Source organism: Streptomyces sp. NPDC031497 (genome assembly GCF_055580905.1).
Genome location: NZ_JBVIKO010000010.1, coordinates 294,621 through 315,618, shown reverse-complemented (window position 1 = coordinate 315,618; position 20,998 = coordinate 294,621). Strand labels below are relative to the sequence as shown.

22 protein-coding genes are annotated in these 20,998 nt (G+C 71.5%); 12 read left to right on the top strand and 10 right to left on the bottom strand.

What is annotated here, in order from left to right:
• The first annotated feature begins 13 nt into the window (after window positions 1-13).
• Together ACZ5K7_RS23135 and ACZ5K7_RS23130 are read left to right on the top strand one after the other, a co-directional pair.
• On the top strand, window positions 14-718 hold the full coding sequence (locus ACZ5K7_RS23135; RefSeq protein ID WP_468915669.1) for a lysostaphin resistance A-like protein: 705 nt from the start codon (window positions 14-16) through the stop codon (window positions 716-718).
• Window positions 719-1,143: 425 nt separating this feature from the next.
• A complete protein-coding gene (locus ACZ5K7_RS23130) occupies window positions 1,144-1,878 on the top strand; it encodes a maleylpyruvate isomerase family mycothiol-dependent enzyme (RefSeq protein ID WP_351713015.1) in 735 nt (244 codons plus the stop codon).
• 184 nt (window positions 1,879-2,062) lie between these two features.
• Here ACZ5K7_RS23130 and ACZ5K7_RS23125 read toward each other — a convergent pair whose 3' ends face one another.
• Window positions 2,063-2,455 carry a MarR family winged helix-turn-helix transcriptional regulator gene (locus ACZ5K7_RS23125; protein WP_351713013.1) on the bottom strand — a complete coding sequence of 131 codons (393 nt, stop codon included), beginning with the start codon at window positions 2,453-2,455 and terminating at the stop codon, window positions 2,063-2,065.
• An 86-nt stretch (window positions 2,456-2,541) separates the two neighbouring features.
• On the opposite strand from ACZ5K7_RS23125, the gene ACZ5K7_RS23120 reads away from it, so the two are divergent.
• Window positions 2,542-4,017, top strand: coding sequence for an MFS transporter (locus tag ACZ5K7_RS23120; RefSeq protein ID WP_450973702.1), 1,476 nt, complete (start codon window positions 2,542-2,544; stop codon window positions 4,015-4,017).
• A gap of 91 nt (window positions 4,018-4,108) precedes the next feature.
• Window positions 4,109-4,393 carry a DUF6332 family protein gene (locus ACZ5K7_RS23115; protein WP_351713009.1) on the top strand — a complete coding sequence of 95 codons (285 nt, stop codon included), beginning with the start codon at window positions 4,109-4,111 and terminating at the stop codon, window positions 4,391-4,393.
• Here ACZ5K7_RS23115 and ACZ5K7_RS23110 read toward each other — a convergent pair.
• From ACZ5K7_RS23110 to ACZ5K7_RS23095, 4 genes are all read right to left on the bottom strand, one after another.
• Window positions 4,354-5,019 (bottom strand): response regulator transcription factor, encoded by a 666-nt coding sequence (locus tag ACZ5K7_RS23110; protein ID WP_468915666.1) that lies wholly within the window; start codon window positions 5,017-5,019, stop codon window positions 4,354-4,356. The genes ACZ5K7_RS23115 and ACZ5K7_RS23110 overlap by 40 nt on opposite strands.
• Window positions 5,016-6,353 (bottom strand): sensor histidine kinase, encoded by a 1,338-nt coding sequence (locus ACZ5K7_RS23105; protein WP_468915665.1) that lies wholly within the window; start codon window positions 6,351-6,353, stop codon window positions 5,016-5,018. Before ACZ5K7_RS23105 ends, ACZ5K7_RS23110 begins: the two co-directional genes overlap by 4 nt.
• 229 nt (window positions 6,354-6,582) lie before the next feature.
• A complete protein-coding gene (locus ACZ5K7_RS23100) occupies window positions 6,583-6,795 on the bottom strand; it encodes a transposase family protein (protein WP_468915663.1) in 213 nt (70 codons plus the stop codon).
• A 215-nt stretch (window positions 6,796-7,010) separates the two neighbouring features.
• A complete protein-coding gene (locus ACZ5K7_RS23095; RefSeq protein WP_468915661.1) occupies window positions 7,011-7,889 on the bottom strand; it encodes a helix-turn-helix transcriptional regulator in 879 nt (292 codons plus the stop codon).
• Window positions 7,890-7,994: 105 nt separating this feature from the next.
• Between ACZ5K7_RS23095 and ACZ5K7_RS23090 the strand changes: the two genes are divergently transcribed.
• Together ACZ5K7_RS23090 and ACZ5K7_RS23085 are read left to right on the top strand one after the other, a co-directional pair.
• Window positions 7,995-8,693, top strand: a complete 699-nt coding sequence (locus tag ACZ5K7_RS23090; RefSeq protein WP_089103147.1) for an SDR family NAD(P)-dependent oxidoreductase — start codon at window positions 7,995-7,997, stop codon at window positions 8,691-8,693.
• A 174-nt stretch (window positions 8,694-8,867) separates the two neighbouring features.
• Window positions 8,868-9,206 (top strand): MFS transporter, encoded by a 339-nt coding sequence (locus ACZ5K7_RS23085; RefSeq protein ID WP_468915659.1) that lies wholly within the window; start codon window positions 8,868-8,870, stop codon window positions 9,204-9,206.
• 229 nt (window positions 9,207-9,435) lie between these two features.
• On the opposite strand, the gene ACZ5K7_RS23080 is transcribed toward ACZ5K7_RS23085, so the two are convergent.
• On the bottom strand, window positions 9,436-10,086 hold the full coding sequence (locus ACZ5K7_RS23080; RefSeq protein WP_468915657.1) for a TetR/AcrR family transcriptional regulator: 651 nt from the start codon (window positions 10,084-10,086) through the stop codon (window positions 9,436-9,438).
• A 319-nt stretch (window positions 10,087-10,405) separates the two neighbouring features.
• On the opposite strand from ACZ5K7_RS23080, the gene ACZ5K7_RS23075 reads away from it, so the two are divergent.
• Window positions 10,406-11,509 carry a medium chain dehydrogenase/reductase family protein gene (locus ACZ5K7_RS23075; protein WP_468915656.1) on the top strand — a complete coding sequence of 368 codons (1,104 nt, stop codon included), beginning with the start codon at window positions 10,406-10,408 and terminating at the stop codon, window positions 11,507-11,509.
• A gap of 176 nt (window positions 11,510-11,685) precedes the next feature.
• Here ACZ5K7_RS23075 and ACZ5K7_RS23070 read toward each other — a convergent pair whose 3' ends face one another.
• Window positions 11,686-12,384: a TetR/AcrR family transcriptional regulator gene (locus tag ACZ5K7_RS23070; RefSeq protein WP_468915652.1), complete on the bottom strand. Its 699-nt coding sequence runs from the start codon at window positions 12,382-12,384 to the stop codon at window positions 11,686-11,688.
• A 211-nt stretch (window positions 12,385-12,595) separates the two neighbouring features.
• On the opposite strand from ACZ5K7_RS23070, the gene ACZ5K7_RS23065 reads away from it, so the two are divergent.
• Complete coding sequence (locus ACZ5K7_RS23065) at window positions 12,596-13,045, top strand: nitroreductase family deazaflavin-dependent oxidoreductase (protein ID WP_468915650.1); 450 nt, start codon at window positions 12,596-12,598, stop codon at window positions 13,043-13,045.
• On the opposite strand, the gene ACZ5K7_RS23060 is transcribed toward ACZ5K7_RS23065, so the two are convergent.
• On the bottom strand, window positions 13,035-14,321 hold the full coding sequence (locus ACZ5K7_RS23060; protein WP_351712991.1) for a geranylgeranyl reductase family protein: 1,287 nt from the start codon (window positions 14,319-14,321) through the stop codon (window positions 13,035-13,037). The two genes, ACZ5K7_RS23065 and ACZ5K7_RS23060, sit on opposite strands and share 11 nt — an antisense overlap.
• A 234-nt stretch (window positions 14,322-14,555) precedes the next feature.
• On the opposite strand from ACZ5K7_RS23060, the gene ACZ5K7_RS23055 reads away from it, so the two are divergent.
• Both ACZ5K7_RS23055 and ACZ5K7_RS23050 read left to right on the top strand, forming a co-directional pair.
• Window positions 14,556-15,911, top strand: a complete 1,356-nt coding sequence (locus ACZ5K7_RS23055) for a M20/M25/M40 family metallo-hydrolase (protein WP_468915648.1) — start codon at window positions 14,556-14,558, stop codon at window positions 15,909-15,911.
• 61 nt (window positions 15,912-15,972) lie between these two features.
• Window positions 15,973-16,695, top strand: coding sequence for an MBL fold metallo-hydrolase (locus tag ACZ5K7_RS23050; RefSeq protein ID WP_351712987.1), 723 nt, complete (start codon window positions 15,973-15,975; stop codon window positions 16,693-16,695).
• A gap of 70 nt (window positions 16,696-16,765) precedes the next feature.
• Here ACZ5K7_RS23050 and ACZ5K7_RS23045 read toward each other — a convergent pair whose 3' ends face one another.
• A complete protein-coding gene (locus ACZ5K7_RS23045) occupies window positions 16,766-17,806 on the bottom strand; it encodes an NUDIX hydrolase (protein WP_351712985.1) in 1,041 nt (346 codons plus the stop codon).
• A 146-nt stretch (window positions 17,807-17,952) separates the two neighbouring features.
• Window positions 17,953-18,144: a hypothetical protein gene (locus tag ACZ5K7_RS23040; RefSeq protein ID WP_351712983.1), complete on the bottom strand. Its 192-nt coding sequence runs from the start codon at window positions 18,142-18,144 to the stop codon at window positions 17,953-17,955.
• A 188-nt stretch (window positions 18,145-18,332) separates the two neighbouring features.
• Here ACZ5K7_RS23040 and ACZ5K7_RS23035 point away from each other — a divergent pair, with 188 nt between their 5' ends.
• Together ACZ5K7_RS23035 and ACZ5K7_RS23030 are read left to right on the top strand one after the other, a co-directional pair.
• Window positions 18,333-18,686 (top strand): hypothetical protein, encoded by a 354-nt coding sequence (locus ACZ5K7_RS23035; protein WP_351712981.1) that lies wholly within the window; start codon window positions 18,333-18,335, stop codon window positions 18,684-18,686.
• Between the two features lie 281 nt (window positions 18,687-18,967).
• Entirely contained in the window at window positions 18,968-20,983 is a 2,016-nt protein-coding gene (locus tag ACZ5K7_RS23030; protein WP_468915646.1) for an NPCBM/NEW2 domain-containing protein, read from the top strand.
• The last annotated feature ends 15 nt before the right edge of the window (window positions 20,984-20,998 follow it).

The window sequence follows — 20,998 nt, the reverse complement described above, 5'->3', positions numbered from 1 at the left end:
CCCGGACCCGGAGATGCCGGTCTCCCTGCTCCCCACCCGGGCCGCACTGGTGACGGCGGTGGCCGTGCTGGTGACGGCCAACCTGCTGGACAACCGCTGGGCACGGTCCTGGATCCTGCTGACCGCGGTCGTCGCCTCGGCGGCCCTGGTGGCGCTGCTGTTCTGTGCCGGGGGCGGCTGGGCCGATCTGGGGCTGGGCCGGAACACGCTGGTGGACGGGGTGCGTTGGGCGGTCGCACTGATCGGGATCGTCGCGGCGGTCTATCTGTGCGGGGCGCTTCTCCCAGTCACCCGGGGGCTGTTCGCGGACCAGCGGACCAACGCGCTCAGCGGTGCGGAGATCGCCTTCAAGGCGCTGGTCGCGGTGCCCGTGGGGACCGTACTGCTGGAGGAGATCGCCTTCCGCGGGGTGCTGTTCGCGCTGCTGCGCCGGCTGCACACGGCGACGACGGCCGCCGTGCTGTCCTCCGTGCTGTTCGGGCTCTGGCACATCCTGCCCTCGCTGAACCTCAACAAGGACAAGCCGACGCTCGGTTCGCTCTTCGGGCAGTCGGTCGCCGGGGCGGTCCTGGTGGACATCGGGGCGGTGCTGTTCACCGCCGTGGCGGGCTGCCTGCTGTGCTGGCTGCGCGACCGCAGCGGCTCCCTGCTGGCGCCGATGGCCCTGCACTGGGCGGTCAACGCGCTGGGCTACGCGGTGGGATTCCTGCTGCGCTAGGGCCTGTCTGACCATTCCCGTCGTCGCCCGGAGGGCGGCCTCGCGGCGTCAGGTGCGTGCTCTCGGCGTGCCGGGCGTAGGCCCTCGTACTGGACGTACTCGGGTCTGCGCCCGGTGCGGCGAGAGTGCGTGCATGGCGTCGTGAGGCAGACGGGAATTGTCAGACAGGCCCTAGGGGCTGACGCGCGGGCCCGTGACACGGCACACGGCACACGGCGGGAGCGCAGCGCTGACAGGGCACGCGCCGCGACCAGCTTCACCGATATACGGCACACGCCGGGTCCTCGGCGTTCACACAGCACACGCCGGTCCCGCAGCGCCGGCACGGCAGGCGCAGGGGTCTGCCGCGCGGGCGCGTGCCGCATCGGGCCTGCCGCACCGAGGCCTGTCGCACCGGCGCGTGCCGTATCGGGCAGACTCGCGGCATGGAGACTGCCGAGTATCTTCAGATCCTGGACCGGGAGGGCCGGTCGCTGGCCGCGGCCGCCGCGGCGGCGGGCCTCGACGCCGAGGTGCCGACCTGCCCGGACTGGCGGGTGCGCGACCTGCTGCGGCACACGGGCACCATCCACCGGTGGGCCGCCGGTGTCGTCGCCGACGCCCACCCCGGACCCCGGCCCATCCCCGACCCGCCCGACCTCGACGGCACCGACCTGACCACCTGGTTCCAGGACGGCCACCGCGACCTCGTCGACACCCTGGCCGGTGCGCCGCGGAACGTGACGTGCTGGACCTTCCACCCCGCCCCCGTCCCCTCACCGCTCACCTTCTGGCTGCGCCGGCAGGCCCATGAGACGACCGTGCACCGGTACGACGCCGAGGCGGCCCGGGGCGGGCCTGCGTCCCCGATCGCTACGGACTTCGCGGTCGACGGCATCGACGAACTACTGCGCGGCTTCCACGCCCGCTCCCGCAGCCGGGTCCGCTCCGAGTACCCGCGGGTGCTCCAGGTGCGCGCCGCGGACCGGGACGCGGTCTGGACCGTACGGCTGTCGGAGCAGCCGCCCGTCACGGAACTCGGCGCACTCCCTGAGGCGATGGCCGAACTCTCCGGTCCTGCGGACGAGTTGTACCTGGCGCTGTGGAACCGGGTGCCGGTGCCGAAGGTGATCGGCGACCGGGAACTGGCCGATCTGTGGCGCACCAGGTCCGGGATCTGACCGCCGGTCCTAGGGCCTGTTTGACAATTCCCGTCTGCCTCGCGACGCCATGCACGCACTCTCGCCGCACCGGGCGCAGACCCGAGTACGTCCAGTACGAGGGCCTACGCCCGGCACGCCGAGAGCACGCACCTGACGCCGCGAGGCCGCCCTCCGGGCGACGACGGGAATTGTCAGACAGGCCCTAGCCGGCCAGCATCCGGGTGAGCACCGCGCGCTGCACCGGCAGCACCTCGCCGTGCAGCGCGCGCCCCTTGCCCGTGAGCGCCACCCGCACACCCCGCCGGTCCTCCGGGCACATGGCCCGCTCGACCAGGCCGTCCTTCTCCAGCCGGGCGACCAGCCGGGACAGCGCGCTCTGGCTGAGGTGGATCCGCTCGGCGATCTCCTGGACGCGGTAGCTGCAACTGCCGTCGGTCGCCGGACCGTCGGAGAGCAGGTCGAGGACCTCGAAGTCACTGGCGCACAGCCCGTGGCCGTGCAGGGCGCGGTCGAGTTCGCACTGGGTCCGAGCGTGCAGGGCCAGCATGTCCCGCCACTGTTCCACGAGTGCCTGCTCGGGCTTCTTCGCCGCCATCCCCGCACCGTAGCAGAGAAACGGGATTGTTGCATCGTAATTAAATGCGCTTGCATTCGATGCATGTGCATGTAGTGTCTGTGGGCATGACCTCTCCGCTCACCGCCCCTGCTCCCGAGGGACGCTGGACTCCCCGCCTCTGGGGCACCCTGCTGGTGCTCTGCGCCGCGATGTTCCTGGACGCCCTGGACGTGTCGATGGTCGGCGTCGCGCTGCCGTCGATCGGCTCCGACCTGCACCTGTCGACCTCGACGCTGCAATGGATCGTCAGCGGCTACATCCTGGGCTACGGCGGCCTGCTGCTGCTCGGCGGCCGGACCGCCGACCTGCTGGGCCGCCGCCAGGTGTTCCTCGTGGCCCTCGGCGTCTTCGCGCTCGCCTCGCTGCTCGGCGGCCTGGTCGACTCGGGCCCGCTGCTGATCGCCAGCCGCTTCATCAAGGGCCTGAGCGCGGCCTTCACCGCTCCGGCCGGCCTCTCGATCATCACGACCACGTTCCCGGAGGGCCCGCTGCGCAACCGCGCCCTCGCCATCTACACCACCTGCGCGGCCACCGGCTTCTCCATGGGCCTGGTGCTGTCCGGCCTGCTCACCGAGGCCAGCTGGCGCCTCACCATGCTGCTGCCCGCGCCCATCGCCCTGATCGCGCTGGTCGCCGGTCTCAGGCTGCTGCCGCGCAGCGCCCGCGAACGCGACCACAACGGCTACGACATCCCCGGCGCGGTCCTCGGTACCGCCTCCATGCTGCTCCTGGTGTTCACCGTGGTGGAGGCCCCGCAGGTGGGCTGGGCATCGGCCCGTACCCTGCTGTCCTTCCTGGCGGTCGCCGTGCTGCTGACCGTCTTCGTCCGGGTCGAACGCCGCTCCCCCGGCCCGCTCATCCGGCTCGGCGTGCTGCGCTCGGGCAACCAGATCCGCGCCCAGCTCGGCGCGGTCGCCTTCTTCGGCTCCTACGTCGGTTTCCAGTTCCTGACCACCCTGTACATGCAGTCCCTGCTCGGCTGGTCGGCGCTGCACACCGCCCTGGCCTTCCTGCCCGCGGGCGCGCTCGTGGCGGTGTCCTCGACCAAGGTCGGTGCGATCGTCGACCGCTTCGGCACCCCGCGGCTGATCGCGGCGGGCTTCGCGTTCATGGTCCTCGGATACGCCCTGTTCCTGCGCGTCGACCTGGACCCGGTGTACGCGGCGGTGATCCTGCCGTCGATGCTGCTGATCGGCGCGGCCTGCGCGCTGGTCTTCCCCTCGCTCAACATCCAGGCCACCAACGGGGTCGACGACCACGAGCAGGGCATGGTCTCCGGGCTCCTCAACACCTCGGTGCAGGTGGGCGGCGCGATCTTCCTGGCGATCGTGACGGCTGTGGTCACCGCGGGCGCCCCGGCGCATGCGACCCCGCAGGCGATGCTCGACAGCTACCGCCCGGGCTTCGTGGTGGTCGCGGGCGTGGCCCTCGCCGGCCTCCTGATCACCCTCACCGGACTGCGCGCCCCGCGCCGGCAGCAGACCGTCGTGATCGCCAAGTCCACCTCCCTGGAGGCGGAGCGCGTGTCCGTGCGCGACTGACGCGCGACGCGCGACCATCGGGGGACGCCTCCGAACGTGCGCCCGGCGGGGCCGATTGCTCCGCCGGGCGCACGGGTGTGACACTGCCGGAATGACGAGTCACGGGGGACGGCGCGGTCAGGCCGAGCGGGACGCGATCACCGTCGAGATCGGATACGCGCTGTGCAGTGCGGTGTTCGCGGCCGCGGCGGTCTTCGGAGCGGTGGCGGGCCCGGCGCTGCTCTTCGATCTGCCCGGCGGTCTCGCACATGTGCTGCCGCTGGTGGGCGTGGCGCTCGCCACCGTGGTGTTCCTCGCCCGGGTCGTCAGCGTACTGGTCCGCTTCCAGCGGTCGTCTCAGCCCAGCCAGCCCGGCCGGACCAGCCCCGACTCATAGGCCAGGACGACCAGTTGGGCCCGGTCGCGGGCGCCCAGCTTGACCATCGTGCGGCTCACATGGGTCTTCGCGGTGAGGGGACTGACCACCAGGCGGCGGGCGATCTCCTCGTTGGACAGTCCGATGCCGACCAGTGCCATCACCTCTCTTTCCCGATCCGTGAGTTGGGCGAGGGTGTCGGCGTCGGCCGGCTTCTTGGAACGGGCCGCGAACTCCGCGATCAGCCGCCGCGTCACACCCGGCGACAGCAGCGCGTCCCCGCCCACCACGGCCCGGACCGCGCGTACGAGTTCCTCCGGCTCGGTGTCCTTGACCAGGAACCCGGAGGCGCCGGAGCGGATCGCCTCGAAGACGTACTCGTCCAGTTCGAACGTCGTCAGCATCACCACCTTGACGTCCGTCAACTCCTTCTCCCCGGTGATACGGCGGGTCGCGGCCAGGCCGTCCAGATGCGGCATGCGGATGTCCATCAGGACGACATCGGGGCGCAGTTCGCGCACCTTGCGCAGCGCGTCCTCGCCGTCCGCCGCCTCCCCGGCCACCTCGATGTCCGGCTGCGCGTCGAGCAGCGCCCGGAAACCGGCCCGCACCAGCGACTGGTCGTCGGCGAGCAGTACCCGGATCATCGGTCCTCCCGGTCGGTCATGGGCCGTACGGAGTCGGTCGAGGCCGGCGCGGCATCGGCCGAGGACGGCGCGGTATCGGCCAAAGGCAGCCCGGCATCGGTCAAAGGCAGCCCGGCATCGGTCAGAGGCAGCACGGCCAGCACTCGGAAGCCGCCGTCGGCGCGCGGTCCCGCCTCGATCGTGCCACCCAGCGCGGCCGCCCGTTCCCGCATCCCGGCCAGCCCGTTCCCACTGCCGCCCGCGTCCGCGCCGGTCGCGGGACCGTCGTCGTCGATCCGCAGCCGCAGCTCGGCGCCCCCGTGGTCGAGCCGTACGCGCGCGTGCCGTGAACCCGAGTGCCGTACGACATTCGTGAGCGCCTCCTGCACGATCCGGAAGGCGGCCAGGTCGGCGCCGGGCGGCAGTCGCGGCGGCTCCCCCTCCACCGCCACGGTGAGTCCGGCACTCGCCGCCTGTTCGACCAATTCCGGCAGCCGCCCGAGGCCGGGAGCGGGCGCGCGCGGCGCATCTCCCGGGGCGCGCAGGGTGTCGAGCACCTGACGGACCTCGCCGAGCGCCTCCTTGCTGGCGGCCTTGATGGTGGTGAGCGCGGACCGGGCCTGCTCGGGGTCGGAGTCCAGCAGCGCGAGGCCCATGGCCGCCTGGACGTTGATGACCGAGATGCTGTGTGCCAGCACGTCGTGCAGCTCGCGGGCGATCCGCAGTCGTTCCGCGTCCGCCCGCCGTCGGGCCGCCTGAGCGCGATCGGCCCGCTCCCGCGCCCACTGCTCGCGCCGCAGCCGGACCAGCTCGGCCACCGAGACGATGATCAGCACCCAGGTGGCGATGATCGTCTCCTGGCCGGGGTTCGCCCCCGTGTCGCCCGGCGGCGGCAGCCAGCGGTAGAGCCAGAGCGAGATCAGCAGGTGGCCGCCCCACAGCATCCCGACGGCCGCCCAGGCGGCCCGGCGGCGCCCGGCGACGACGGCGCTGAAGCAGGCCACGGCGACGGCCGCGAAGACCGGCCCGAACGGGTAGCCGGCCGCGAGGTAGCCGAGGGCGAGCCCCGCCGTGCCGAACACCACGGGCACCGGGTGCCGGTGCCGCCACAGCAGCAGCGCGCAGGTGGTGAGGAGCAGCAGGCGGGCGTACACGTCGAGGGGTTCGCGGTGCGGCTGCTGGTGGGCGGCGAAGTTCGAACCCACCAGCACGAGCACGGTGAGCGGGACGGTGGTGCGCCACGGCAGCCGACCGCGCGACGGCCCGTCCGCGCCGTCGTCGGCGCGCTGCCACCACGGGGGCCCGTAACGCCACCAGTGCGCGGGGCCGCGCTCCCGTACCCGCTGCTCGTCCATGTCCGCCACGCTAGTCGGCGCCGGCCCGCGCGAGCGTCAGCCCGGCGAGGTGATCACACGTACTCCCCGGGAAGTACGCCGCCGGGCGCGGTGCGATCCGGCACGGTGCGGTGGAGTGCGATGCGGTGAGCTTCCGCCAACTTGAAATCGCAGGTCAAAGAGCTGGTGTGACCAGTTCACGGGGTACTCACGCTGGTCGTGGGCGACAGTCTGCGGAGTAGATCATCCGTCAGCGGTTGACTTCGAGGTTCGTCAGAACGAGGAGGGCGCGCAGGAGGTGGGTGGCGCGGGCGGGGTCGGTGCGGAGTTTGGTGAGGGTCCGCCAGTTCTTGAGGTGGGCGAATCCGTGTTCGACCGGTGCGCGTCCGGTGGCGAGGACGCGGTTGGCGGTCTCCTGGCCGGAACGGCCGCCGGGGGCACCCCGGTTACGCCCGCACCCCATCGCTCCGGGCGCTGGCGCGCCTGGTCACAGGCAGGTGGTGAACCGGCCGTCGGGTAGTTTGCGCAGCCAGCCGCGATCGACGAGTCTGACCAGCTTCCCGCGCAGCGGTTCCAGCTTGGCCCGCACGCTGACGTTGGCCGCTTGAAAGGTTCCCCACGACGCGAAGCGATTGACGGGGGACCGTGAGCCGCCGGTCGGCCGACGCGCGGGGCGGATCAGTTGCGCGCGCCGGCCGGTGGGCCGACGACGGTGGTGAGCTGGAGTTTGGTCTCGTCCTCGCTGCCCGGCGCGGCGGTCATGATGACGATCTTGAGCTCGGTGTCGCCGTCGGTCAGGACATCGCAGTCCACCGTGACCGGGCCCACCGACGGGTGGTCGACCGTCTTGCGGACCTCGCGGTTCGCGGTCACCTCTCCCTTCGCCCACAACTCGGCAAACCTCTCGTTGCCTGCGTTCAGATCGCGGACCAGCGCGGCCAGGCGACCGTCCCGGGGGAAGCGGCCGGTGGCGCGGCGCAGGTCGGAGACGAGGGCGGCGTCGGCGGCGTCGGGGTCCGTGTCGGTGACCGGCCACAGCGCGAGGGGGGTGTGATCGGCGCCCACCGGGAACCTGTCGCGGGCGAAGTTGCGCATCCGCGGCGGCGAGGCCAAGGGGTCGCCCAGCAGGGCGGCCCACCCGTGGTTCCACCACACCAGTTGCCAGTCCGCCGCGAACACGGCAACCGGTACGTCTCCGAGGCGGACGAGCACTCGTTGCATACCGGGCGGGAGATGGTCGCAGATCGTGCCGTCCGCCGGCGGAACGATCTGGGCCAGGCGGTAGAGGTGGTCCCGCTCGGCGGTGGACAGCTGGAGGGCGCGCGCCAGGGACGCCACCACCGACGCCGAGGGTGTCGTGGCCCGCCCCTGCTCCAGGCGCACGACGTAGTCGACCGACACTCCGGCCAGGTCGGCCAGTTCCTCGCGCCGCAGCCCGACAGCCCGGCGCTTGCGGACGACCGGCAGCCCGGCGGCCGACGGGGGCAGCCGGTTCCGCCATGTGCGGATCGCCGCGCCCAGTCCAGCCCCGGGGGGTGTCGTCGTCATGCTCTTCATCCTCCTGCATCCCCGATCACATGCGGGGGCGCAAGGGTGGTACTGGTCTTCCCACCGTCGAAGCGTCCCTGGTCCAGCTCCCTCGTCCAGGCAACCATCGAAGGCATGACGATCACTTTCATCACCGGAGCCAACAAGGGCATCGGCCGCGAGACCGCCCGCCGCCTCATCGCGTGCGGTCACACCGTTCTCCTGGGAGCCCGCGACCGTGAGCGGGGTGAGGAGGCAGCCGCCGCGCTGGGCGCACGCTTCGTCCCCGTCGACGTGACCGACGACGCGTCCGTGGCCGCCGCCGCCGCGGACGTCGCCGAGCACGAGGGCAGGATCGACGTCCTGATCAACAACGCGGGGGTACAGGGACCCTTCGGTGATCCCGGCGACCTCACCGCCGCGGACGCCCGCGCCGTCCTCGACGTCAACGTCATCGGCGTCGTCCGCACCACCACCGCGTTCCTGCCGCTGCTGCGCCGCTCGGACGACCCCGTGATCATCAACGTCAGCAGCGGCATGGGCTCCCTCGCCTTCACCCACGACCCCGGCCGGTCCGAGTCGCTCGTCGCCGTGCCGCTGTACGCCTCCTCGAAGGCGGCGCTGACGATGTTGACCACGCAGTACGCCAAGGGGCTCAAGGGCATTCGCGTCAACGCCGCCGACCCCGGCTACACCGCGACCGACATAAACGGTCACAGCGGCTCCCAGACCGTCACCGAGGGCACGGACGCGATCGTCGCCCTCGCCACCGAGGGGCCCGGTGCCGGCACCGGACGCTTCATCGACCGCCATGGCGAGATCGCCTGGTCCTGACACCGGCGGTGCCGGGTCACCGGCCCTGAAGAACAGAACGGGCAGAACATCGAGACCGGTTGGGCGGGAGAACCGCCGCTGCTACTGGCGTCGGCGGAATCTCCGGCAGAAATCCGCTCTCCTTCACTGCTCCAGAGGCGGGCAGCAAGCTTCACCTGGCTGCTGACCGCCGGCATGGGCCCGCAGCCCCGTCAGCCGCCCCACACCCGGCTGGAGCGAGGGGTCCGCCGATACAAGCCGATCCTCTTCGTTGCCTCGGTCATCATCGCGCTCTCACAGCTTCTGCTCGCATTCATACCGGCGGACGGCAACTACTGGGCGAACCTGCTGCCCGGTTTCGTCCTGTGGGGCATCGGCGCGGGCGCGGTATTCGGTCCGATCACGGTCGCGGCAGCCTCCGGCGTCCACTGGTCGCAGACCGGCCCGGCCTCTGGCCTGGTGAACACCTCTCAGCAGCTCGGCGGTTCCCTGGGGCTGGCGATCCTGACCGGAACTACTATGCGACGCACTTGACTTGCGAGTGAACACGGAGGCCACCCGCGCCACCCACCTCCTGCGCGCACTGCTCGTCATGGCGAATCTTGAAGTCAACCGCTGACAGACGATCTACTCCGGAGACTGCCGCCTCCGACCAGCGCGAGAACCTGGGGCGACCGTCACGCCAGCCCTTTGACCTGCGTCTTCAAGTTGGCGGAGGCTCAGTGCGGGGCGGTGCGGTGCGGTGCGGTGCGGTGCGGTGCGGTCAGCGGCCGGATGCCAGTTCCGTCACCTCGGCGTCGAACAGCCGCTCCGGGTCGAAGCCCATGCCCGCGAACTGCCCGGCGAGTTCGAGGGAGAGCACGCCGTGCATCCGGGTCCAGAACGCCAGAGCCCGGCGCAGCACCCCAGGCGACGCGGGGTGGCCATCGGCCCACTGGCGGTGCTGGGCGAGATGCGCGGTGAAGCCGGCGGAGGCGGGCGCCTCGGGCTCGGCCGCCGCACAGACGTCGAGCAGTGCGGCCATGATCTCCCGGGCGATGGCGGTGATGTCGTCGGGCGCGTGATATCCGGGCACCGGCGTGCCGTAGACGAGGAAGTACCGCTGAGGGTCGTCGAGCGCCCAGCGGCGCAGGGCACGCGCGAGGCCTTCGATGCCGGCCCGGGAGTCGGCGGCGGCCCGGAAGGTGTCGGCCAGGCTGCGGTAGGCGTCCCGGATCAGCTCGGTGATCAGCTCGTCCCGGCTGCCGAAGTAGCGGTAGAGGGCGGGGCCGCTCATGCCCAGCTCCTTGGCGATCGCGTTCAGGGACAGGCCCGACGCGCCGGACTTGGCGATCTGCTCCCAGGCGCGCGCCTTGATGTCGGCCCGCACCTGGCTCCGGTACCGCTCGCGGGGACTCACCGCTTCTGCCGCCATGACCTGCACGCTCCTCTCACTGCTGACGCCCAGTCTCCCGATGCCCGGGCGTCCAGGCGTCCCGAGCACTTCAGGTTTCCGGGTTTCCGAGCCGCTGGCCTTGCCTCTGACCCTCAGGGCCGTTTCTGACCTTCATGGTTGTTGCGACTGTTTCAGCCTATCACTTTCGATATTTGCTCTAACGGAAGTTAGTGCACCCCGCTACATGAGAGCTTGACACTGACGCGAGAGCCAGTCATGTTAGTTATAGCTTCTAACGCAAGCGAGTACCTCTCCCGCTTGCGACTGCGTCCACAGGGAGATCGTCATGGAGGTCGTCATGGAAACCGCAGGAACCGCCGCACCCCAGGGCCCCGCAGCCGACACCCAGCTCGTCGAGGTCGTCCTGCCGGGCGTCGTGGAACCCGAAGGTCTGCAGATCCGGCGCGGCAAGATACCGGTCCCGGGCGCCGGCCGGATCGTCGTTCGCATGGAGGCCACCGGCGTCTCCTTCGCGGAGCAGCAGATGCGCCGTGGCCGCTACTACGACCAGCCGCCGTTCCCCTTCGTCCCGGGCTACGACCTGGTCGGCACGGTGCTCACGGCCGGCGAGGGCGTCGCGCCGGGGCTCGTCGGCAAGCGGGTGGCGTCCCTGGTCAAGGTGGGCGGCTGGGCCAGTCACGTCGTGCTCGACGCGGCCGACGCCGTGGAGGTGCCGGCCGGTGTCGGCGCGGCGGAGGCCGAGACGCTGGTCGTCAACGGCATCACCGCCTGGCAGATGCTCCACCGCAAGGCCAGGGTGCGACAGGGCGGGACGATCCTGGTGCACGGTGCCAACGGCGGGGTCGGCACGGTCCTCGTCCAGCTGGCGCGTGCGGCGGGCCTGCACGTCATCGGCACGGCCGCGGCCCGTCACCACGACGCGCTGCGGGACCTGGGCGTCACCCCGGTCGACTACCGCGCCGAGGACGTCCCGGCCCGGGTCCGCGAACTGGCCCCCGGCGGTGTCGACGCCGTCTTCGACCACCTCGGCGGCCGCAGCGTCATCGACTCCTGGCAGCTCCTCGCACCGGGCGGCACCCTGGTCGCCTACGGCAGTGCCACCACCCGGGACGACTCGGGCTCCAAGCAGCTGCCCGTGCTCAAGATCCTCGGCCGGGTGTGGCTGTGGAACGCGCTGCCCAACGGCCGGCACGCGTACTTCTTCAACGTCTGGGAGGGTCGCGCCCTCGGCAAGGACCGCTTCCGGGCCCGGCTGAGCGCCGACCTCACCCAGGTGTTCGAGTCCCTCCAGCGCGGCGAGGTCACCGCCCGCATCGCCGCCCGGCTACCCCTCACCCAGGCCGCCGAGGCCCTGCGGCTGGCCGAGTCCGGGACGGTCGCCGGCAAGGTCGTACTCGTCCCGGAAGCCGGCGTCGGCACGTCGGCCGCCCAGGCACAGTGACAGCCGTCGGCACCGTGATGACCGTCGGCGCAGCGACTTCCGTCGGCGCAGCGAATTCCGTCCGCTCGGTGACGCCAGTCGGCTCCGCGACCGCCCTTTGCGAACGCCCCGTCGTCCGCGGAGGGGGGCTCGGGTCGAGGCGGCGGCGCGTACGTCACCTCGCCGACCGGAGCCCGCTACGGGAAGACCAGACCCACCCCATGGGCGAGCTGGGCGGCCGCATGCCGGAAGAACCGGTCACGGTCCTCCACGACTCCCTTGAACTGGCCGAACAGTTCGAACCCGACCAGCCCGAACAGCTGCGCCCACGCGGCGGCCATGGCGACGGCCACCTCCGACGGGAGACCCGGCATGAGTTCGTCGGCCATCCGGCGGGCCTCGGGCGCGAGCTCGGCCGGCACGGGGGTGCGAGCCAGACCTCGCTTCTCGAACGCGTCGAGCAGGATGCCGATCAGGACGAGGGCGACCCGGGCGGCCGGCTGGATGGTCGTGTCCGGGGCGGCGTAGCCGGGCACCGGCGACCCGTAGATCAGCGCGTACTCGTGCGGGTGCCCCAGCGCCCAGCCGCGTACCGCCTCGCACACGGTGACCCAGCGCCGCGCCGGGACGGCGCCGGCCGCGAGGGCAGTGGCGTGCGCGGCCTCGGCGGCCTCACCGAGGGAGTCGTAGGCGTCGATGATCAGCGCGGTGAGCAGGTCGTCCCGGCTGGGGAAGTAGCGGTAGAGCGCCGAGGAGACCATGCCGAGTTCGCGTGCGACGGCCCGCAGCGACAGCTTGGCCGCACCCTCGGCCGCGAGCTGTCTGCGTGCCTCGTCCTTGATGGCCGCGGTGACTTCCACTCTGGCTCGCGCGCGGGCGCCCTGTGCGGTGCTCATGGAGAGCAAGTCTGCCACGTATCGAGAGCGGTGCGCACAGTTTGGAGCAGTGCACTCGAACTGGAGCAGCGCACCTCATCCGGTGCACCGATCTCAAACAAGTGCACCGCACAAAAGAGAGAGCGCCGCTCTTGCTTTGGATCGCCGATCTCCCCCACACTGGAGTCAAGCGAGAGCACCGCTCTCCCAAACTGTGGGGGTCATCGTCATCGTGGCGACACACATCCAGAAACCCGGCTGGTTCACCGTCAACGTCTTCAACCGGGCCGTGGCCTGGCTCACCGGCCGCGGTATCAGCATCTGGGGCTCCCGCGTCCTCGCCGTCCGCGGACGCAAGAGCGGGGAGTGGCGCACCACCCCCGTGAACCTGCTGACGGTGGACGGCCAGCAGTACCTGCTCGCGCCGCGCGGCCACGTCCAGTGGACCCACAACATGCGCGCCGCCGGCGGCGGCGAACTGCGGCTCGGCAAGAACGTGGACGTCTTCACCGCCACCGAGGTCGCCGACGACGACAAGGTCGAGCTGCTGCGGGCCTACCTGAAGCGCTGGAAGGCCGAGGTCGGCGTCTTCTTCAACGGGGTCGGCCCCGACTCGCCCGACGCCGACCTGCGTCGCATCGCCCCCGACCACCCGGTCTTCCGGATCGCCGTCACGAAGTGACCGAGTCCCCCGCGTCCGCGCCGCCCGCGCCGTCCGCGTCCGCCTCGGCGGCCTTCTCCGAGACCACCGGCTCCGGAGCCAGTGTGGTGAGGGCGCGCTGGGCGAGCGGGTGGGAGCGGACGAGTTCGCCGAGCGAGGTCCGGCCCTGGGTGATCTCCTTGAACGCGCGCCAGGCCGGGCGGAAGCCGGTCAGGGCCGCGTGGAACAGGCCGGGCCGGCGCTCGAACACCGCGAGCATCCGCTTGCCGACGCTCATCTCGACGCCGAGGCCCGCCTTGACGGCGAAGGCGTAGTTCAACGCCTGCCGGCGGGCGTCGACGGCGTCGTGGGCCTCGGCGATCCGCACCGCCCACTCCCCCGCGAGCCGCCCCGAGCGCAGTGCGAAGGAGATGCCCTCGCGGGTCCAGGGCTCAAGGAGGCCGGCCGCGTCACCACACACGAGCACCCGGCCCCGGGACAGCGGCGAGTCGTCGGCGCGGCAGCGGGTCAGGTGGCCGGAGGAGACGCTCGGTTCGAAGCCGGCGAGGCCGAGCCGGGCGATGAAGTCCTCCAAGTACCGTTTGGTGGCGGCGCCTTCGCCGCGCGCGGAGATCACGCCGACGGTCAGGGTGTCGTCCTTGGGGAAGACCCAGCCGTAACTGCCCGGCATCGGGCCCCAGTCGATGAGGACCCGTCCCTTCCAGTCCTCGGCGACCGTCTCCGGCACCGGGATCTCCGCCTCCAGGCCGAGGTCCACCTGGTCGACCTTCACGCCGACGTGGGCGCCTATCCGGCTGGCGCTGCCGTCGGCGCCGACCACAGCGCGCGCCAGCAGGGTCTCGCCGTCCTGGAGGACGACGGCGACCGTGCGCCGGTCGGGGACGGCCGAGCCGTGCTGTTCGACGCGCTGCACGGCGGCGCCCGTGCGCAGTTCGGCGCCCGCCTTCTGGGCGTGCTCGACCAGCTGCTGGTCGAACTCGGGCCGGTTGATCAGCCCGAACATCATCTGCTTGGAGCGGCGGGTGCGGGTGAACCGTCCGTTGTTGGAGAAGGTGACCGCGTGCACCCGGTCCTTGAGGGGCAGCTCGAAGCCGGGCGGGAGCGCGTCGCGCGAGGGTCCGATGATGCCGCCGCCGCAGGTCTTGTAGCGGGGCAGCTCGGCTTTCTCCAGCAGCAGCACGCGCCGTCCCGCGACCGCCGCCGCATAGGCCGCCGAGGCTCCCGCGGGTCCCGCGCCCACCACGACGACGTCCCACACCCGCTGCACGTCGTCCGCCGAAGAATTCTCACCGCTCACGATGGTCCGCTGCTCCGATCAAGCCGTAGAAGCCGTAAGTGTCGTATGTGCCGTATGTGCTGTATGCCGTATCAAGCGGTAGGTGCCGTATCAACCCGTGGGTCAGGCCCTGTCCGTCCGTAGCCGGGCACCTACCACCTGTCCCCCGCATCCTACGGCGGAGATCGCCGCAGGCCGCTGTGGGAGGATCGGTGTACTCACCAGTTCAACGTCGCACCCACGAGGAGCGTGCCCATGTCGTCCAATCCGGTCGCCGAGACCGTCGCCGCCCTGCTGCCCAGGGCGAGGGCGGAGCTCGCCGAGCTGGTGGCCTTCAAGTCGGTGGCGGACTTCACCCAGTTCCCGAAGAGCGAGAGCGAGGGCGCCGCGAACTGGGTCGCCGACGCGCTGCGCGCCGAGGACTTCGTGGACGTCGCCGTGCTGGACACCCCGGACGGCACACAGTCGGTGTACGGCTATCTGCCGGGGCCGGAAGGTGCCAAAACGGTCCTGCTGTACGCGCACTACGATGTGCAGCCGCCGCTGGACGAGGCCGCCTGGACCTCCCCGCCGTTCGAGCTGACCGAGCGGGACGGCCGCTGGTACGGGCGCGGTGCCGCCGACTGCAAGGGCGGCGTGATCATGCATCTGCTGGCGCTGCGTGCGCTGAAGGCGAACGGTGGCGTCCCGGTCAACGTCAAGGTGATCGCCGAGGGCTCGGAGGAGATGGGCACCGGCGGCCTGGAGCGGTATGCCGAGCAGCACCCCGACCTGCTGACGGCGGACACGATCGTCATCGGCGACACGGGCAACTTCCGGGTCGGCCTGCCGACGGTGACCACGACCCTGCGCGGCATGGCCATGGTCCGGGTCCAGATCGACACGCTCCAGGGCAATCTGCACTCGGGGCAGTTCGGCGGTGCCGCCCCGGACGCGCTGGCCGCGCTGATCCGGGTGCTGGACTCGCTGCGCGCGGAGGACGGTTCGACGACGGTCGACGGGCTCGCGCCGGAGGCGGGCTGGGCGGGGCTGGAGTACGAGGAGGAGCAGTTCCGCAAGGACGCCAAGGTGCTGGACGGCGTCGGGCTGATCGGTGACGGCTCGGTCGCGGACCGCATCTGGGCGCGTCCGGCGGTCACGGTGCTCGGCATCGACTGCCCGCCCGTGGTCGGCGCCACCCCGTCGGTGCAGGCGAGGGCCCGTGCCCTGGTCAGCCTGCGGGTGCCGCCGGGCGTGGACGCGGCCGAGGCGAGCAAGCTGCTCCAGGCCCACGTGGAGGCGCACACGCCGTGGGGTGCCCGCGTGCGGACGGAGGCGGTCGGCCAGGGGCAGCCGTTCCGCGCCGACACCGCCAGCCCGGCGTACCAGGCGATGGCCGACGCGATGGCGGTCGCCTACCCGGGCGAGACGATGCAGTACGCCGGTCAGGGCGGCTCCATCCCGCTGTGCAACACCCTGGCGAGCCTCTACCCGCACGCCGAGTTCCTGCTGATCGGTCTGAGCGAGCCGGAGGCGCAGATCCACGCGGTCGACGAGAGCGTGTCTCCCGAGGAGTTGGAGCGCCTGTCGGTGGCCGAGGCGCTGTTCCTGCGGAACTACGCGGCGGGCTGAACCGCTCTGCCCACGGCAGAGGGCCCTCGTCCGCGGACGGGGGCCCTCCTACGGTCCGGGTATGGACGTCATCGAACTGCTCCCCCGGCTGCACCTGCTGCGCTTCCCGGTCGGCCAGGCCTACCTCTGGCACGACCCGGACACCGGTGCCTCGACGCTGATCGACGCCGGCCCGCTCGGCTCGGGCCGGCCCATCGCCGACGCCCTCACCGCGCTGGACCGGTCCCCTTCGTCGGTACGCCGGATCGTCCTCACCCATTTCCACGAGGATCACGTCGGCGGGGCGGCGGAGTTCGCCGCCCTGAGCGGAGCCGAGGTGCTGGCCCACCGCCTGGACGCACCGGTGATCCGGGGTGAGATCCCAGGCCCGCCGCCGGTGTTCGAGGAGTGGGAGCAGCCGATCCGGGCCGAGGTCGCGAAGCTGCTGCCGGTCGGCGAGCCGGTCCCCCCGGACGAGGTGACGGAGTTGTCCGACGGTGCCGTGCTGGACTTCGGCGGCGGCGCCCGGGTCGTCCACGTGCCAGGTCACACCGACGGCAGCATCGCGCTCCATCTGCCTGCGCACGGCGTGCTGTTCACCGGGGACGCGGTGGCGGTGTCCCCGGTCACCGGCTCGGTGATTCTCGGGGTCTTCAACCTCGACCGGGCCCGAGCCGTCGCGTCCTTCGGGCGGCTGGCCGATCTGGCCGCGGAGGTGGCCTGTTTCGGCCACGGTGATCCGGTGACCGCGGAGGCATCCCGGGTGCTGCGGAAATCCGCGGACACCTACGGGCCGCCGCGCTGAGCGTGGGGACATGACCACACCCCGCGCCGTATCGCCGCCCACACCGACCTCGACAGGCAGTCAGGGGACGTCAACCGACCGGGATGCCGGCCTCCAGATAGAGCGCGGCGCCCCGCTCCCGGGCCCGCAGCGCCCAGCGCAGCCGTTCGTAGCGCACCGGGGGCAGCATCTCGGCGGCCTCCTGTTCGGTGACGAAGCGCCAGCCGCGCAGCTCGGGTCCCGGCAGCACCAGCCGTCCGGCCTCGGCGGAGTCCAGCCGGCCGCCGTCGAAGAGCAGCCGCAGGCCTCCGTAGCGGGGCGGTACGGGCTGCTCCCAGTCGACGACCAGCAGCCTCGGCATCTTCTCCAGCCGGATCCCGGTCTCTTCCTCGACCTCGCGCACGCCTGCCTGCGCGGGGGCCTCGCCGGGCTCGACGACACCGCCGGGGAACTCCCAGCCGGCCTTGTAGGTGGGGTCGACCAGCAGGACGCGGTCCTCCTCGTCGAAGAGGAGCACCCCGGCCGCGAGGGTCTCGGCGGTGGGCTCCGGGGTCTGCACGATGTCGCAGACGGACGCGGTACCGGTGCCGACGGCGTCGGCGATGTACACGGCCGTCTCGTACGGGGTGAGGGTGCTGGTGTCGACGAGATGGGCGTCGGCGCCGATCCAGGAGGCGAGGGCGGCGCGGTAGGGCTCGATCTGGTCGTACGACCACTGCCGGACGCGCATCTCGCCGTCGGGCAGGTCGGACGGGATCTCGCGCCCGGCTATTCGCTCGCGCAGGATCGTTTCGGCCGGGGTGAGGCACAGATGCCGGACGGCGATCCGGCGGGCGGCGAGACCCCCGAAGATCTCGTCGCGGTACTCCTGGCGCAGCAACGTCATGGGAACCACCAGGGTCCCGCCCAGCTCGGCCAGCATCGCGGCCGCCGTGTCGATCACCAGTCGCCGCCACATCGGCAGGTCCTGGAAGTCCCCGACCTCGGCGAGGTGCTTGGCCGGTAGCAGGTGTGTCAGTGCCCCGCCGATGATCTCGGGGTCGAAGAGCGTGCTGTTCGGGATCAGTTCGATCAGTTCACGTGCGGTGGTGCTCTTGCCCGCACCGAACGCGCCGTTGACCCAGACGATCACGGACTTCCCCCTCTTCTGTTGGCCCCCTGAGGCTTGCCCGCTCCACACTGCCACGGAAACCAGTTCCCGTTGAGGGCGCGCAGAACGGAGTGCCGGTGCTCCCTCCGCGGAACACCGGCACCGTCGTTCTCTCCCGCCCCGCCGGGCTACTCCTGGCCCAGGAAGTCCCGATCGGTCTGGAAGCTGTCCTCGCCCACGAGATGGCCGACGTGCTCCAGGGTGTCCGAGATGTGCAGGTCGTCGAGCGGGCCGTCGTCGGCGGCGTGCGACGGAGTGATGGCGGCCACGACGAATCCGGTGGCCAGGCTGGCGATGGCGAGCATGCTGCGCTTCTTCATGCCCCGTCCAACTACGCGGGCGGCCAGGGGTCACGGGCGGACCCGCGAGGGGAGCAACACGGCGGGTCGGCGCGGCGGCGGTGGGCGCCTCGCCGTCGGTCCCGCGCGGAAACCGGGTGGCCCCGGCGATCACCGCGCGGCTAGCCTCGGGAGACCCGATCTCCCGACCGCACGGAAAGACCTGCGCCATGACCAGCCCGCGACCGACCACGACCCTCTGGCGCCCCACCGGCCCCGTGGAGCTCGCACTGGTCCGGGAGCTGGAGTGGCGCGCCTGGCCGCCCCGGCTGCCCGAGCAGCCGATCTTCTACCCGGTGCTCGACGAGGACTACGCGATCAGGATCGCCCGCGACTGGAACGTCAGGCACGACGGCGCCGGCTTCGTGACCCGCTTCGAGGTCGACACGGAGTTCGTCCGCCGCTACCCCGTCCAGCAGGCGGGCGGCAGCACGATCCTGGAGCTGTGGGTGCCGGCCGAGGAGCTGGACGAGTTCAACGCGCACATAGTCGGCACGATCGGCGTGGTCCACGAGTTCCGGTGAGGCCGGGTGCCGTCGCCGCACCAGGACATCGGATGTCCTACCCGGCCACCCCACAGGCAGGTCCCAGAGACCTCATAGTCTCCTGGGTCCGTCAGTCAACACAACCCAACGCACGCGACGGCGCCCCATCCCCAACAGGCCCCACAACCAGGCCAGTACGGGAACTGGAGCAACCTTCACCACTTCCCTTCCAACATAGCTCAACAGCTCCTACCATAAGCGCGCACCGATGACGCCCACATGACGTCATCCCACCTTTCGCGAGTCGGAGGAGCGTCACGATGCGTCACCCTCACACCCGCACAACCCGCCGAAGAGTGGTCGGAGCACTGACTGCGGCACTGCTGTGTACGGCGGGCCTCGCCGCACCCGCCGCCGCCGGCGGGGCATCCGGCTCGCCCGCCCCCGCCGACGGACTCGCCCTCACCCCGCCGATGGGCTTCAACAACTGGAACTCCACGCACTGCGGTGCGGACTTCGACGAGACCATGGTCGAGGGCATCGCGGACCTCTTCGTGGCGAAGGGCCTGAAGGACGCCGGCTACCGGTACGTCAACCTCGACGACTGCTGGGCCCTGCCGAGCCGCGACGCGGACGGCAAGCTGGTCCCGGACCCGGCCAGGTTCCCGCACGGCATCAAGGCGGTCGCCGACTACGTGCACGCCAAGGGCCTCAAGCTCGGCATCTACACCAGCGCGGGCACCAAGACCTGCAACGACGCGGGCTTCCCGGGCGCCCTCGGCCACGAGTACAGCGACGCCCGGCAGTTCGCCGACTGGGGTGTCGACTATCTCAAGTACGACAACTGCAACAACCAGGGCGTGGACGCCAGGCAGCGCTATCTCACCATGCGGGACGCGCTGAAGGCGACCGGGCGGCCCATCGTCTACAGCATCTGCGAATGGGGCGAGAACAAGCCCTGGGAGTGGGCTTCGGACGTGGGCCAGCTGTGGCGCACCACCGGGGACATCAGCGACAGCTGGGGCTCGATGGTGTCGATCCTGAAGCAGAACCTGCCGCTCGCGCCCTATGCGGGCCCCGGGCACTGGAACGACCCGGACATGCTGGAGGTCGGCAACGGCGGCATGACCGACACCGAGTACCGCTCGCACTTCTCGATGTGGTCGATGATGGCCGCCCCGCTGCTCATCGGCACCGACCTGCGCAAGGCCTCCCCGGCGACCTTCGACATCCTGGACAACAAGGAGGTCATCGCCGTCGACCAGGACCCGCTCGGCAAGCAGGGCACGGTGGTCTCCTCGGCCGGCGGACGCTGGGTCGTCGCCAAGGAGATGAAGGACGGCAGCCGCGCGGTCGCCCTCTTCAACGAGTCCAGCTCCCCCCAGCGCATCGCGACCACCGCGCAGGCGGTCGGCCTCTCGCACGCGCCCGCCTACACCCTGCGCGACCTGTGGCGGCACCGGAGCTACAACACGGCGGGCGCCCTCTCCGCGGTCGTCCCGGCGCACGGCACCGTCCTGGTCCGGGTCGCCGTCGACCGGCGCTGGGCGGCCAACCCACCGGCCGTCGAGCTCGGCCTGGACGGAAGCCGGTTCATCGAGCCGGGCAGCACGGCCGCGCTCACCACGTCCGTCACCGACCTCGGCCGCACGACGGCCCGTAAGGTCTCCGTGTCGCTCACCGGCCCGCACGGCTGGACCGTCACCCCGACCTCGCCGGCCAGGACCGCGGCACTGCCGACGGGCCGTGCCTTGCGCACCGGCTGGAAGGTGACCGCTCCCGCGGGGACGCCGAAGGGGTCGTACGACCTCGGGCTCCGGGCGAGCTACCGGTCGCCGGCCGGAGTGCGCGCCGAGAGCACGATGACGATCACGATGACCGTCGCGGACCCGCCGCCCGCCGGCAGCTCCTATCTCAGCGACCTTCCCTGGCTGTCGGCCGACAACGGCTGGGGACCCGTGGAGCGCGACACCAGCAACGGGGAGACCGCCGCGGGCGACGGGCATCCGATCACCGTCGGCGGGGTGGTGTACGCCAAGGGGCTCGGCACCCATGCCCAGAGCCAGGTCGACTACTACACCGGCAAGGCGTGCGAGAAGGTCACCGCCGAGGTCGGCGTGGACGACGAGGAAGGCGCCGACGGAAGCGTCTCCTTCGAGGTCTGGGCGGACGGCACCAAGGTCGCCTCGACCGGCGTACTGACCACGGACATGCCCGCCCGGCCGTTCACCGCCGACGTCACCGGCGCCGAGGTGGTCAGCCTCGTCGTCACCGACGGCGGGAACGGCGTCACCTCCGACCACGGCGACTGGGCGGACGCGCGGATCACCTGCTGACGTCCCGCGCGTAGC

Bases quoted from the DNA above. Each gene is read 5' to 3' on its own strand.
- ACZ5K7_RS23135 (WP_468915669.1), top strand. From the start codon at position 14: ATGCCGGTCTCCCTGCTCCCCACCCGGGCCGCACTGGTGACGGCGGTG.
- ACZ5K7_RS23130 (WP_351713015.1), top strand. From the start codon at position 1,144: ATGGAGACTGCCGAGTATCTTCAGATCCTGGACCGGGAGGGCCGGTCG.
- ACZ5K7_RS23125 (WP_351713013.1), bottom strand. From the start codon at position 2,455: ATGGCGGCGAAGAAGCCCGAGCAGGCACTCGTGGAACAGTGGCGGGAC.
- ACZ5K7_RS23120 (WP_450973702.1), top strand. From the start codon at position 2,542: ATGACCTCTCCGCTCACCGCCCCTGCTCCCGAGGGACGCTGGACTCCC.
- ACZ5K7_RS23115 (WP_351713009.1), top strand. From the start codon at position 4,109: ATGACGAGTCACGGGGGACGGCGCGGTCAGGCCGAGCGGGACGCGATC.
- ACZ5K7_RS23110 (WP_468915666.1), bottom strand. From the start codon at position 5,019: ATGATCCGGGTACTGCTCGCCGACGACCAGTCGCTGGTGCGGGCCGGT.
- ACZ5K7_RS23105 (WP_468915665.1), bottom strand. From the start codon at position 6,353: ATGGACGAGCAGCGGGTACGGGAGCGCGGCCCCGCGCACTGGTGGCGT.
- ACZ5K7_RS23100 (WP_468915663.1), bottom strand. From the start codon at position 6,795: ATGGGGTGCGGGCGTAACCGGGGTGCCCCCGGCGGCCGTTCCGGCCAG.
- ACZ5K7_RS23095 (WP_468915661.1), bottom strand. From the start codon at position 7,889: ATGAAGAGCATGACGACGACACCCCCCGGGGCTGGACTGGGCGCGGCG.
- ACZ5K7_RS23090 (WP_089103147.1), top strand. From the start codon at position 7,995: ATGACGATCACTTTCATCACCGGAGCCAACAAGGGCATCGGCCGCGAG.
- ACZ5K7_RS23085 (WP_468915659.1), top strand. From the start codon at position 8,868: ATGGGCCCGCAGCCCCGTCAGCCGCCCCACACCCGGCTGGAGCGAGGG.
- ACZ5K7_RS23080 (WP_468915657.1), bottom strand. From the start codon at position 10,086: ATGGCGGCAGAAGCGGTGAGTCCCCGCGAGCGGTACCGGAGCCAGGTG.
- ACZ5K7_RS23075 (WP_468915656.1), top strand. From the start codon at position 10,406: ATGGAAACCGCAGGAACCGCCGCACCCCAGGGCCCCGCAGCCGACACC.
- ACZ5K7_RS23070 (WP_468915652.1), bottom strand. From the start codon at position 12,384: ATGAGCACCGCACAGGGCGCCCGCGCGCGAGCCAGAGTGGAAGTCACC.
- ACZ5K7_RS23055 (WP_468915648.1), top strand. From the start codon at position 14,556: ATGTCGTCCAATCCGGTCGCCGAGACCGTCGCCGCCCTGCTGCCCAGG.
- ACZ5K7_RS23050 (WP_351712987.1), top strand. From the start codon at position 15,973: ATGGACGTCATCGAACTGCTCCCCCGGCTGCACCTGCTGCGCTTCCCG.
- ACZ5K7_RS23040 (WP_351712983.1), bottom strand. From the start codon at position 18,144: ATGAAGAAGCGCAGCATGCTCGCCATCGCCAGCCTGGCCACCGGATTC.
- ACZ5K7_RS23035 (WP_351712981.1), top strand. From the start codon at position 18,333: ATGACCAGCCCGCGACCGACCACGACCCTCTGGCGCCCCACCGGCCCC.
- ACZ5K7_RS23030 (WP_468915646.1), top strand. From the start codon at position 18,968: ATGCGTCACCCTCACACCCGCACAACCCGCCGAAGAGTGGTCGGAGCA.